Source organism: Citrobacter sp. JGM124 (assembly GCF_018257795.1).
In the GTDB taxonomy this organism is placed as follows: Bacteria; Pseudomonadota; Gammaproteobacteria; order Enterobacterales; family Enterobacteriaceae; genus JGM124.
Map to the genome: position 1 here is coordinate 108,100 of NZ_JAERJD010000009.1, position 13,071 is coordinate 121,170.

General features: G+C 48.1%; 12 protein-coding genes. 9 read left to right on the top strand and 3 right to left on the bottom strand.

Annotation, left to right across the window (positions count from 1 at the left end; genetic code table 11):
• Positions 1-23: 23 nt before the first annotated feature.
• The 3 genes from JK154_RS13805 to mutH form a co-directional block, all read right to left on the bottom strand.
• Positions 24-1,067, bottom strand: coding sequence for an NADP(H)-dependent aldo-keto reductase (locus JK154_RS13805; protein ID WP_211993135.1), 1,044 nt, complete (start codon positions 1,065-1,067; stop codon positions 24-26).
• A gap of 134 nt (positions 1,068-1,201) precedes the next feature.
• Positions 1,202-1,420, bottom strand: coding sequence for a YgdI/YgdR family lipoprotein (locus tag JK154_RS13810; protein ID WP_211993136.1), 219 nt, complete (start codon positions 1,418-1,420; stop codon positions 1,202-1,204).
• A gap of 203 nt (positions 1,421-1,623) precedes the next feature.
• A complete protein-coding gene (mutH, locus tag JK154_RS13815; RefSeq protein ID WP_211993232.1) occupies positions 1,624-2,310 on the bottom strand; it encodes a DNA mismatch repair endonuclease MutH in 687 nt (228 codons plus the stop codon).
• 687 nt (positions 2,311-2,997) lie between these two features.
• Between mutH and rppH the strand changes: the two genes are divergently transcribed.
• From rppH to recC, 9 genes are all read left to right on the top strand, one after another.
• Complete coding sequence (gene rppH, locus JK154_RS13820; RefSeq protein WP_211993137.1) at positions 2,998-3,528, top strand: RNA pyrophosphohydrolase; 531 nt, start codon at positions 2,998-3,000, stop codon at positions 3,526-3,528.
• Positions 3,529-3,540: 12 nt separating this feature from the next.
• Positions 3,541-5,787, top strand: a complete 2,247-nt coding sequence (gene ptsP / locus JK154_RS13825) for a phosphoenolpyruvate--protein phosphotransferase (RefSeq protein ID WP_211993138.1) — start codon at positions 3,541-3,543, stop codon at positions 5,785-5,787.
• 176 nt (positions 5,788-5,963) lie between these two features.
• Positions 5,964-6,845: a prolipoprotein diacylglyceryl transferase gene (lgt, locus tag JK154_RS13830; RefSeq protein WP_211993139.1), complete on the top strand. Its 882-nt coding sequence runs from the start codon at positions 5,964-5,966 to the stop codon at positions 6,843-6,845.
• 1 nt (position 6,846) lies between these two features.
• On the top strand, positions 6,847-7,641 hold the full coding sequence (gene thyA / locus JK154_RS13835) for a thymidylate synthase (protein WP_211993140.1): 795 nt from the start codon (positions 6,847-6,849) through the stop codon (positions 7,639-7,641).
• Positions 7,642-7,833: 192 nt separating this feature from the next.
• The gene (locus JK154_RS13840; RefSeq protein ID WP_211993141.1) at positions 7,834-8,304 is read left to right on the top strand and encodes a prepilin peptidase-dependent protein; all 471 of its coding nucleotides are present in this window, start codon (positions 7,834-7,836) and stop codon (positions 8,302-8,304) included.
• Positions 8,298-8,843, top strand: a complete 546-nt coding sequence (locus JK154_RS13845) for a prepilin peptidase-dependent protein (RefSeq protein ID WP_211993142.1) — start codon at positions 8,298-8,300, stop codon at positions 8,841-8,843. The genes JK154_RS13840 and JK154_RS13845 overlap by 7 nt, the downstream gene beginning before the upstream one ends.
• Positions 8,840-9,271, top strand: coding sequence for a DUF2509 family protein (locus JK154_RS13850; RefSeq protein WP_211993143.1), 432 nt, complete (start codon positions 8,840-8,842; stop codon positions 9,269-9,271). Before JK154_RS13845 ends, JK154_RS13850 begins: the two co-directional genes overlap by 4 nt.
• Positions 9,272-9,276: 5 nt before the next feature.
• Positions 9,277-9,597: a prepilin-type N-terminal cleavage/methylation domain-containing protein gene (locus JK154_RS13855; protein ID WP_249215925.1), complete on the top strand. Its 321-nt coding sequence runs from the start codon at positions 9,277-9,279 to the stop codon at positions 9,595-9,597.
• A gap of 7 nt (positions 9,598-9,604) precedes the next feature.
• Positions 9,605-12,979, top strand: coding sequence for an exodeoxyribonuclease V subunit gamma (gene recC / locus JK154_RS13860; protein WP_211993145.1), 3,375 nt, complete (start codon positions 9,605-9,607; stop codon positions 12,977-12,979).
• The last annotated feature ends 92 nt before the right edge of the window (positions 12,980-13,071 follow it).

Below are 13,071 nucleotides of genomic sequence, written 5' to 3' on the forward strand. Positions count from 1 at the left end.
CCCCGTAAGGGGCAGGAGCATTGTTATGGCGCGGGATAAGTATAAATATTGTGTACTGCCTCAAGCTCTTTAAGGACATCCTCACTCAGTTCAAGATGCAGACTATCAATATTACTTTTTAATTGATCCAGTGTTGTCGCCCCCAGTAACGTACTGGCAACAAATGGCTGACGACGAACGAAGGCGAGTGCCATTTGTGCCGGGTCTAAATTGTGGTGTCTGGCAATCTCCACATAGGCGGCTATCGCTTTCTGTGACTGTTCGCTGCTATAGCGAGTAAAGCGACTAAACAGGGTGTTACGTGCTCCTGCCGGTTTGGCGCCATTAAGATATTTACCACTCAGGGTACCGAATGCCAGGCTGGAGTAAGCCAGTAACTCGACACCTTCATGCTGGGTGATTTCAGACAGGCCGACTTCAAAGCTACGATTCAGCAAGCTGTAAGGGTTCTGAATTGTGACGATACGTGGCAGGTCATGTTTTTCCGCCAGTTTCAGGTAATGCATTACCCCCCACGGGGTTTCATTAGATACCCCGATATAGCGAATTTTTCCTGCCCGTTGTAGTTCTTTGAGTGCTTCCAGCGTTTCCAGAATGGTGACGGGAAGGGTGGTCGTATCGCTCCACGAGTAACCCAGTTTGCCGAAATAATTTGTTGAACGCTGTGGCCAGTGAATCTGATAGAGGTCAAGATAATCTGTCTGCAGTCGTTGCAGACTGGCATCGAGTGCCTGGCGAATATTTTTGCGGTCAAGGATTTGGTTCGGGCGGATACCCGCATCGGTATTACGTGGTGGGCCGCTAATTTTTGAAGCGATCACCAGTTTTTCTCTGTTGCCACGAGCTTTTAGCCAGCTACCAACATAGGTCTCGGTTAAGCCCTGGGTTTCCGGGCGCGGAGGCACTGGATACATCTCCGCGACATCAATTAAATTGATACCCTGGCTAATGGCGTAGTCGAGCTGTTGATGCGCTTCGGCTTCGTTATTTTGTTCACCAAATGTCATGGTCCCCAGCCCCAGGGTACTTATTTCAAGTGAGCTCCAGGGAATACGGTGATAGTGCATAGTGAGCTTCCTTAGTGTGTTAAACGGTCGGGAATAATCCTGACCACGTGTTATAACATGGCAGAGGAGCGCATAAAGAAAAAGGGGAAAGGAAAGAAAACAGGGCAGGTCGGCGTAAAAACTGCCCTTTATTACTATCGTTTGATAATTTGCGAGATATCTTTACGGTCTATCTGGATTTCATTACCCGCGGTATCACGGTAGCTTACAAGCCCGGTTTCTTCATCTATCGTGGGTTTATTTTCTGTCAGGATCATGCGCCCGTCTTTTGTTGCCATCACATAGTTACTACTACAGCCTGAAACAGCAAATACCAGGCCAATGGCGGAAATTGCTACAGCCCATTTTTTCATTATGAAGCCCTGTCTGGAATTAATGATTGATACCCACCATATTTTAACTGGCTTGGATATTGCCTTTATAAGCGTTCCTAATCAGCTGATTGGTTAACAGGATGCACCGTGCCTGCAAGCAGCTGCTGGAGCCATACTCTAGTAGTAACGTAACATAGCGAGTAATAAAAGCAGTTAATTCTGATAACAAACAGGTGAACAGATTAATGGCTAAAATATCTGGCCAGCAGGGCGGCCGTAAAATTTTTTTTCAGATAGAAGCCCCTGGGTAACGTCATAATTGGGGCCCCATCAATACCGATAGCCTCGGTTAATACCCGGCTGTTAGCCGCTTTAGGGCGTAGCTGCATGACCTCCCCATGTCGGGCTGTAATTCGCTCTACATGCCCGAGAACAATTAAGTCCATCAGCTCTTCAAAATCCAGGCGTAATTGTTGTTCCTCTTCAGCACTGGGACTCCACAGTAATGGTGACCCCACATGCCGGTCAGCGAGGGGAATGTGTCTTTCTCCCTCAACAGGAACCCATAGCACGCGCTTCAGTTTATGGCGCACATGGCTGGTTTCCCAGACGACGCCACTGTTACCGGTGAGTGGTGCGACACAGACAAAGGTTGTTTCAAGTGGTCTGCCCCGGGCATCAACGGGAATGCTTTTGAGTTCAATACCTAAAGCCGCAAAGTCCTGTTCCGGTTTGCTGCCAGCACTGGCACCCAGCCATAACTCCAGTAACCCACCAACCCAGCCTTTGTCACGTTTAAGATTGGGGGGAACCGGCATGCCAGCAAGCTGGGCGAGTTCGCCCAGTGTATACCCTGCAATGGACTGTGCTTGTTTGAGTAAAGCGGAAGCGCTGTCCGGTGGTGACGTAAAAGGTCGTATTGATGCCATCATGGATACTTGTCTTTTGATTAAAAAATGAACGCATGTTATTCACAATGAATAAACGATAAAAAACGATAAATAGATAAATTTCAATCTTATGATTTATCAGGTTTTTTTTATTCATTTTGCCAGTGTTACTCGTGGTGGAAAAAGCTTTTCCCAATCTGGTCACTGACAATGAACAGGATCTTACACCATGTTATCCACAGAAAAATGGGATAAGTGATAAAATGACTTACTACTGGTTCCATTTACAGCCTTGACGAGAGAGAAAACATCAATATCACAAGGTTTTTTGATTAACATGTTTGCACAAACTGTGGATAAAAACGACGCTGTACGATCTTTCATCAGTGGGGCGTGACAGGGTGTGATCCACATCACTTAATTGATTTTATAAACGATAATTTAATTCACAATACATTGATTTAAAACGATTTGATATGATTTGCTCCCTGAGTTTTTCAAATGGATTTCTAAGTTGTCCCAATGTAATTATGTGGTTCTGCACAGTGATATCCACAGAAAAAGTGAATAAAATCGAGCGGAATGGGCTTCCCCTGTTTATAACACTGCATTTTTTTGTGAGTTATTCAAATGTTATTCTATCTATAGCATGTTTATAGAGTGGTTTACCGCCTGACACTTGTATGAAACAATCGTCATAATCTAAGTTTGTTTTGAGGTAGTCCGGTGATCGATGATGATGGCTACCGCCCAAACGTTGGGATCGTAATATGTAATCGGCAAGGACAGGTCATGTGGGCTCGTCGCTTCGGTCAACACTCCTGGCAATTTCCGCAAGGTGGCATCAATCCAGGCGAATCCGCTGAGCAAGCAATGTACAGGGAGCTTTTCGAAGAGGTCGGTTTACAGCGAAAAGATGTACGCATTCTTGCTTCAACCCGAAATTGGTTGCGTTACAAATTACCCAAACGTTTGGTGCGTTGGGACACAAAGCCGGTTTGTATCGGCCAAAAACAAAAATGGTTTCTTTTGCAGCTGGTGGGTAATGATACGGCTATTAATATGCAAACCAGCAGTACCCCTGAATTTGATGGGTGGCGCTGGGTAAGTTATTGGTATCCTGTGCGGCAGGTTGTTTCATTTAAGCGCGATGTTTATCGCCGTGTAATGAAAGAGTTTTCCAGCCTGGTGATGCCACTGCAGGAAGTGACTCCCCCCCGTAACAGTGCGCCCCCATGGCGACGTAAAAGAGGCTAAGTCACGCGGAAGATGCTGACTCGTTTGCGAGAGATTGTCGAAAAGGTTGCCAGTGCTCCGCGTCTCAATGAGGCGCTGGATCTTCTGGTTACTGAAATCTGTGAGGCAATGGACACTGAGGTCTGTTCTGTCTATTTAGCCGATAACAGCCGACGTTGTTTTTACCTTATGGCTACACGAGGCTTGAAAAAGCCTCGTGGTCGAACTGTTACCCTGGCATTTGATGAAGGGCTGGTTGGTTTGGTCGGGCGGCTCGCTGAGCCTATCAACCTTGCTGATGCTCAAAAACACCCCAGTTTTAAGTATATTCCGGCGGTAAAAGAGGAACGTTTTCGCGCATTTCTTGGCGTGCCTGTTATCCAACGTCGACAACTCTTGGGGGTTCTGGTCGTTCAGCAGCGGGAGCTGCGTCAGTATAATGAAAGTGAAGAGTCATTCCTGGTTACGCTCGCCACCCAAGTGGCTGCTATCTTATCCCAGTCTCAACTGACGGCATTATTCAGACAGTATCGACACACACGTATTCGTGCTCTGCCCGCCTCTCCTGGGGTTGCGATCGCTGAAGGTTGGGTGGATGTGACGCCCCCGCTCATTGAACAGGTGTCTGAAGCATCAACACTGGATATTGTTTCGGAACGCGAACGCTTGATGACGGCGTTGGAAGAGGCCGCAGCAGAATTCCGGCGTTACAGTAAACGTTTCTCGGCCGGGGCGCAAAAAGAGACCGCCGCCATCTTTGACTTGTACTCTCACTTACTCAGTGACGTCCACCTGCGTCGCGAGCTGTTTGAAGAAGTTGACCGTGGTTCTGTTGCTGAATGGGCCGTTAAGAAAGTTATTGAGAAATTTGTGGCCCAGTTTGCCAGCCTGTCAGACAGTTATTTAAAAGAACGCTCCGGGGATTTAAAAGCACTGGGGCAGCGCTTGCTTTTTCACCTTGATGATACGATTCAAAGCCCTAATACTTGGCCCGAACGCTTCGTTCTGGTGGCGGATGAGCTGTCGGCGGCAACTCTGGCTGAGTTACCGCAGAATCGTCTTGCTGGTATTGTTGTTCGTGATGGTGCCGTTAATTCCCACGCTGCGATTATGGTTCGTGCGTTAGGGATCCCAACCGTCACGGGGGCTGATATTCAGCCTTCGGCATTACATCGCCGCATGTTGATCGTTGACGGTTATCGTGGCGAATTGCTGGTTGAACCAGAACAGGTGCTGCTAAATGAGTACCAACGTCTGGTCAGTGAAGAGAACGAACTGACCCGGTTGGTGGAAGATAAAGCGGAACAGGCCGGTCAGTTAAAAAGTGGCGAGCGGGTTCAAGTTATGCTCAATGCAGGACTCAGCCCAGAACATGAGGGTAATCTCGGTGCGCGTATTGACGGTATTGGACTATATCGTACAGAGATCCCCTTTATGCTGCAGAGTGGCTTCCCATCAGAAGAAGAACAGATAGCTCAGTATCAGGGCATGCTGCAGCTGTTTAACGGTAAGCCCGTAACCTTGCGTACACTGGATGTAGGGGCTGATAAGCCGTTGCCTTATATGCCTATTATTGAGGAAAACCCTTCCCTGGGGTGGCGCGGGATCCGTATCACTCTCGATCAGCCTGAAATCTTTTTAATTCAAGTTCGTGCCATGCTACGGGCCAATGCGGCGACAGGTAATCTCAGTATCCTGCTACCGATGATAACTAGCATTGAGGAATTGGATGAAGCACGCATGCTTATTCAACGTGCAGAGCGTGAAGTGGAAGCATCACTGGGGTACGAACTGCCCCAATTGCGTTTAGGGATTATGGTTGAGGTGCCCTCGATGGTGTTTATGTTTAAACATCTGGCGGGGCGAGTCGATTTTATTTCCGTCGGTACTAACGATCTAACCCAATATTTGCTGGCCGTAGACAGGAACAATACTCGAGTTGCTAATCTCTACGATAGCCTGCATCCTGCGGTTCTGCGAGCATTGGCGATGATTGCCAAAGAGACAAAAGACTATCATATCGATCTCGCTGTATGTGGGGAAATGGCGGGGGATCCTCAGTGTGTTGCTCTGCTGATCGGATTAGGGTATCGCCATTTGTCGATGAATGGCCGCTCGGTGGCCCGTGTTAAGTATTTGCTACGCCACATTGAGCGAGAAGAGGTTGAGGCTTTGGCTATCTGTTGCACAGAGGCGGATACTGCCGCAGAAGTTCATCAGCAAGTCGCTGAATTTATGAGTAAGCGTGGAATAGATGGCCTGATTGGTGGGGGCCGTTAAGACAGGCGGTTATCGTCTATGGGGAAAGTAGCATTACAGATCTTTTACAACTTCCTTCATCAATCAATTCTTGCCTTTATGCTATGATGCGCTGCTTTCGGAGCGCATTCTTGATAATGCGTACTTGTAATCCCACTGTGTAATTATAGTGGTGTAACAACGGCTTGTGGTGACAGATGAACAGTGGCTATCTGCGTTTCCCTAATATTGATCCGGTACTTTTTTCTATTGGGCCAATTTCCCTGCACTGGTACGGCTTGATGTACCTAATCGGCTTCGTCTTTGCTATGTGGCTTGCTGGTCGTCGTGCTAGCCGTCCTGGTAGCGGATGGACAAAAAATGAAGTCGAGAATTTACTGTATGCTGGTTTTGTCGGGGTATTCCTCGGCGGGCGGCTAGGGTATGTCTTTTTCTACAATTTCCCTGTTTTTCTTGCCGATCCACTCTACTTATTCAAAGTATGGGACGGGGGAATGTCGTTTCACGGTGGGCTGATCGGTGTCATTTGCGTCATGATTATTTATGCTCGCCGAACCAAACGCACCTTTTTCCAGGTTTCTGATTTTATTGCACCACTGATCCCATTTGGATTGGGGGCCGGGCGTCTGGGAAACTTTATCAATGGCGAGTTGTGGGGGCGTGTTGATCCTGGCTTTAAGTGGGCGATGTTGTTCCCGGAGTCCCGTAGCGAAGATATCGGTCTGCTGGCTAAACACCCGGAATGGCAATCCCTTTTTAATCAGTATGGTGTGCTGCCGCGTCACCCATCTCAGCTTTATGAATTACTGCTGGAAGGCGTTGTGCTGTTTATTATTCTGAATGTTTTTATTCGCAAACCGCGTCCAGTCGGTGCGGTTTCTGGGTTGTTTTTAATCGGCTATGGCGTGTTCCGCATTGTGGTTGAATTTTTCCGCCAGCCAGATTCCCAGTTTACCGGAACTTGGGTGCAATACATCAGCATGGGGCAAATCCTTTCGATTCCGATGATTGTGGGCGGTGTTATCATGATGATTTGGGCCTATCGCCGGTATCCCCAAACCACAAACGTCGTGAGGTGACATGAAACAGTATCTTGATTTGATGAGAACAGTACTCGAAGAGGGGACACCAAAAGATGACCGTACTGGTACCGGTACGTTGTCTATTTTTGGTCATCAAATGCGTTTTAATCTGCAACAAGGTTTTCCTTTGGTCACGACCAAAAAATGCCATTTGCGCTCGATTGTTCATGAGCTGCTTTGGTTTTTAAAAGGGGAGACCAATGTCGCTTATCTGCATGAGAACAATGTCACTATCTGGGACGAATGGGCTGATGAAAACGGTGATTTAGGGCCGGTATATGGTAAGCAATGGCGTTCATGGACTGCCCCTGACGGTCGTCATATTGACCAGCTCAGTACAGTGATCCAGCAACTGAAAAATGATCCTGATTCCAGGCGCATCATTGTTTCAGCCTGGAACGTCGGTGAGCTGGATCAGATGGCCCTGGCTCCCTGCCATGCTTTTTTCCAGTTTTATGTGGCTGACGGTAAACTCTCTTGTCAGCTTTATCAGCGTTCTTGCGATGTCTTCCTCGGCCTGCCGTTTAATATTGCCAGCTATGCATTACTGGTTCATATGGTGGCACAGCAGTGTGATTTGGCTGTGGGGGATTTTGTCTGGACAGGGGGAGATACCCATCTGTACCTCAACCATCTTGAACAAGCACGTTTACAGCTGACGCGTGAGCCTCGTGACTTACCGCAACTGGTCATCAAACGTAAACCCGAATCCTTATTTGATTATCGTTTTGAAGATTTTGAAATTACGGGCTATGACCCTTACCCAGCCATTAAAGCCCCGGTGGCTATCTAACTTATTAAGTCCGTTATAATCCGGCATATGCCGCTTAAACCCCGGAGTGATAACAGCTTCCGGGGTTTTTATTTCGGGGCTGATTACAGCCATGTTGCAATTCTTTGCAACCGTATCGAGAGTATGCGTCCCTCCTTCTGAACCCGTGGTGTGCCCACTGATAAGGTCTCAAATCCCTGGCATACTGGTGCCATGCACAACACTATTCGCGGTTTCAGCCTGATAGAAATGATGGTTGTTCTCATCATTATCGCCATCCTGAGTGGCGGCGGTCTTTATGGCTTTCAACAATGGCAGCACCAGCAACGGCTATGGCAAACGACGCATCAGCTCAGTCAATATCTGCACCATCTACGCAGTGATGCTAACCGGCATAACCGTGATCATCTGTTACTTTTATTTCAGCGTCATGGTCGGTGGTGCCTGGTCAGCCAGAACTGCTCTGACATGCCCTGTACTGGTGACAACCAATGGCAGTTTATCCCACACTTTAAAGAGATTTCACTGGTGGAGATGACTCAGGGACTGGGTTTTTATGGCGTAATGAACACCGCAAGACCCGGGCATATTCTACTGAGCAGTGCTGCCGGGCAACGTAAGCTGATCATCTCCGCCTGGGGGCGCATACGTATCTGTTCGGTAAAGGAAAATAACCCGTGTTGATCAGACAGCAGGGGTTTACCCTGGTTGAAGTGCTGGTCGCTCTGTGCATCAGCAGTATGCTGTTATTGGGGGGATTACGGCTTTTACCTGCCATGCAGTTACCTATTTTTCATGAGTATCAATTCAGTACTGCCCGTGAATCAGTATGGCAACTGGCTTATCGCATTGGTAAACATCTTCAGCGGGCGGGCTATTGCCACGGAATTTGTACGATGCAAGCACTGAAGATAGAGCAAGATGGTCGTCGGGTATTGATCCAGTGGCAGGCACCAGGACAGCCCTGCCGTACCCAATATGAACAGACAGGGTATCGGTTATATCAGGGGGAATTGCAAATCCTCAAAAACAGTACTGAGTATGGCCGTGAGATGTGGGAAAGCATATCTGACCCGGGGCTGATTATCCTGACTGACTTTTCCGTTACCCGGCAGTGGCGCAGTAATGAGCCGCCATTACTGGTTATTCAGCTGACCGCCAGGCAAAAACAGGGGGGCGCGTTAATACAGATACGCCATGTAGTCAGGGGAGAAAATCTATGAGCCCAAATAACGAAACCGGAAGCAGTGCAATACTGATGGTACTTTTACTCTTACTTTCAGGAACTTCGATGCTGGTTGGGTTGTCATCTCATCTTACGACTGAGCATCGATGGGGGATGCAGGAAAAAAGGGCGATAGCCCATTTTGTTGGTGCTCAATCAGCAATGTCATGGGGAATGTGGCAACGCTGGCAGTTACAACAACAGTGGCAGTGTCAGACGGAGGCTTCGTCTGCTTTGCGTGCTTGCCTTATTCAGACGCAGGGTAGTGAGGTGCTACTGGCTGCCTTCCTCGCTGAAGGGCCTGCATCAAGCTGGTTGATACACTGGCGATGGGGCACGCTTAAACATGGTAAATTTATTGCCAGTGACCACGGATGGCTGGATTATTGTCCGTTAGGTGATAAAGCCCACTGTAATCTGGCATGATAGCCATGAAACAAAGAGGCTTTAGCTTGCCAGAAGTATTATGCGCACTGATGCTGTTTATGATGGTTATTCTGTTGTTCTTGAATTATCACCATTGGCTGCAGCAGCGCTTTGAAACCCAGTGGCAAACTCAACAACTCTGGCGCTATACGCTTGAGCAAACGGAGTCTGGTTCACCCTTGTTGCCGCCCCCATGGCAAACGACCAGGCAGCAGACGTCCTGTGGAGAGTGTCTGTGCATCCATGTCACGATAACCTGTCCCGGGGGCCGAACTGGACAGTTGTCAAAACTGATTTGTCCATCCTTTAACCTTAACCCGGAGTAGCAGTTTCATGTTGCGTGTCTACCATTCTAATCGTCTTGATGTGCTGGAAGAGATTATGGAGTTTATCGTTGAACGCCAGCCGCTTGCAGATGCTTTGGAACCGGAAGTCGTATTGGTACAAAGTACGGGTATGGCGCAATGGCTACAAATGTCACTGGCGAAAAAGTTTGGTATCGCAGCCAATATTCAGTTTCCTTTACCGGCGAGTTTTATCTGGGAGATGTTTAGCCGTGTGTTACCCGGGATCCCAGAACAAAGCGCATTCAATAAACAGAGTATGAGCTGGAAGTTGATGTCGATTATTCCTGCCATGCTTAATGACCCACCTTTTGCCCAGCTTAAACATTATCTTCAGGAAGATGATAATGATCGTAAGTTATTCCAGCTGGCCTCGCGCATAGCTGATCTGTATGACCAGTATCTGGTTTATCGCCCGGGTTGGTTAAGTCTTTGGGAAAAAGGCCGACAGGTAGAAAACGCAGGTGAAGCACAGCAATGGCAGGCACCATTATGGGCGGCATTGGTGCGTTATACCGCCGAACTGGGTCATCCACAATGGCATCGAGCCAATCTTTATCAAAGCTTTATTAACAGGCTTGAAGAGAGCAAAACATGCCCGGCGGGGTTACCTTCACGAGTATTTCTCTGTGGTATTTCAGCGCTGCCCCCAGTTTATCTTCAGGCACTGCAAGCATTAGGCCGGCATATTGATATCCATGTTTTATTTACCAACCCATGTCGCTACTACTGGGGGGATATTAAAGATTCGGCGTTTCTGGCTCGCTTGACCCAGCGTCGTCGCCGCCGCCATATGGCTGAACATGAACATACACTATTTCAAAATAACGATAGTGCAGCAGGGTTATTTAATGCCTCAGGTGAACAGGATACCGCTAATCCACTGCTGGCTTCCTGGGGAAAGCTGGGGCGTGACTATGTTTATTTACTGTCCGAACTGGAACGATTTGAAGAGATCGACGTGTTTGTCGATATTGAGCCTGACAACTTACTGCATAGCCTGCAGCATGATTTACTTGAGCTGAAAAATAGTACGGTGCTGGGGCTGACAGAAGCAGAGTTTATCCAGAGTGGTGATAAGCGACAACTCGATCAGGATGACCATTCAGTCACCTTTCATGAATGCCATAGCCCACAGCGTGAAGTGGAAATCCTGCATGATAAACTCCTGGCGATGTTGCATGAAGATCCTGGTTTAACCCCTCGCGATATCATCGTTATGGTGGCAGATATCGACAGCTATAGTCCTTTCATTCAGGCCGTTTTTGGTAATGCCAGGGATGAACGCTGGTTGCCCTTCACTATTTCTGACCGTCGAGCCAGCCATGCACACCCGGTGTTACAAGCCTTTATCAGTTTACTGGCATTACCAGACAGCCGCTTTCTGGCTGAGGATGTTCTGGCTTTGCTGGAAGTCTCTTCTCTGGCTAGCCGTTTTGCTATTGATGAAGAGGGACTGCGCTATTTACGTCAATGGGTTAGTGAGTCGGGCATTCGCTGGGGGCTTGATGACGATAACGTTCGTCAGCAGGAGCTGCCCGCTACCGGGCAGCATACCTGGCGTTTTGGTCTCACCCGAATGTTACTGGGCTATGCCATGGAAAGTGATGCGGGTGTCTGGAACTCTGTGCTGCCATTTGATGAATCCAGCGGTTTAATTGCGGGCCTGGTAGGTCAGCTGGCTGAACTTTTAATGCGTCTGAACCAGTGGCGAGAGACACTGTCACATGCACGAACCCTTGATGAATGGTTGCCACTGTGCAAGCAAATGCTGTCCTGCTTTTTCATTGCTGATGACGACACGGAGGCAGCACTGGCACTGATCGAGTCCCAGTGGCAGGAGATGATTGAGCAGGGTGTTCAGGCGGCTTATGGCCAGCCTGTGTCGCTGGTTTTACTGCGTAATGCTTTATCTGATCGCCTTAACCAGCAGCGAATGAGTCAGCGTTTTTTGGCCGGGCAAGTCAATTTCTGTACGTTAATGCCTATGCGTGCAATTCCCTTCAAAGTGGTGTGCTTGCTGGGGATGAATGATGGTGTTTACCCCCGGACTCTGGCTCCTCTTGGCTTTGATTTGATCAGTCAAAACCCTCAGCGTGGGGACAGAAGCCGAAGGGATGATGACCGCTATCTGTTTCTTGAGGCATTGAGTTCAGCAGAGCAACGTCTGTATATCAGTTATATCGGTCGGTCGATTCAGGATAATAGCCGCCGTTACCCCTCAGTACTCGTTGAAGAGTTATTAAACTATATCGCCAGCAGCTATTGTTTAGCTGGAGACGAGGCACTGGATATTGATACCAGCAGTAAAAAGGTCAAACAACAGCTGATTATTGAGCATGCCCGAACTCCCTTTGCCAGTGAAAACTATCTGATTGAAGGTGCGGAACAGAGTTTTGCCCAGGAATGGTTAGCGGCAGCCAATCAGAAAGGTGAAGCGCATGCTCCTTTTATTGCCGAGCCTCTGCCTGTTAGCATTATTGAAGATATTTCCCTCGAACAGCTTCAGAATTTCTGGCGTCATCCAGTACGGGTATTTTTTCAAACTCGACTGGGGGTGAACTTCCGGATTGATGATACCGAGTTACCAGACAGCGAGCCTTTTACCCTGGACTCGCTGGAAAGTTTTCTGTTGAATCAAAAAATGCTGAATACCCTCATTGAACAGCAAGATACACAGCCCCTTTTTACCCGGTATCGAGCCGCAGGGGAGCTACCTTATGGAGCATTCGGTGAAATTATCTGGGAAAAACAACAGGCAGAAATGTTGAAACTGGCTGAAAGAGTGATTACTGAGCGTCGCCCCACTGAAAACAAGGAAATAGATTTATTGGTTGGGGGGAGTCGTCTTACGGGCTGGCTTTCAGATGTCCAGCCTGACGGCTTGCTACGCTGGCGTCCTTCTGTGTTAACGGTTAGCCACGGTTTACAGCTTTGGCTTGAACACCTGGTCTGGGCTGCATCTGGCGGGGATGGGGAAAGCCATATGTATGGGCGAAAAGACTCACAGTGGTGTTTTCCAGCCATGAAGAAAGATCAGGCCACGCACTATCTTGCCGAGTTGGTCGAGGGGTATAAAAGAGGCTTTAGCCAGCCCTTAATGCTGCTACCGCAAAGTGGTGGTGCCTGGCTAATGACTTGCTATGACAAGCAACAAGATACCATCTTATGGGATGAACAAACTCAGCTGAAAGCCAGGAGTAAGTTGATTACTGCCTTTGAAGGCAATGGCGTGATCGAAGGGGAAGGTACCGATATCTGGTTGCAGCGTTTATATCGCGTATTAGATGATGACTATTACAAAGCGATCATCAGTGAAGCTGAAAATTTTCTGTTGCCTGTTTTTCGCTTCAATAAAAGTTAAACAACAAACGGTCACGGTAATTTAGTTTGTCTGGTTCATATAGGATGCCTATTGACGCATCATGTTTTTTGCTGACAGTGAACATGTTAGCC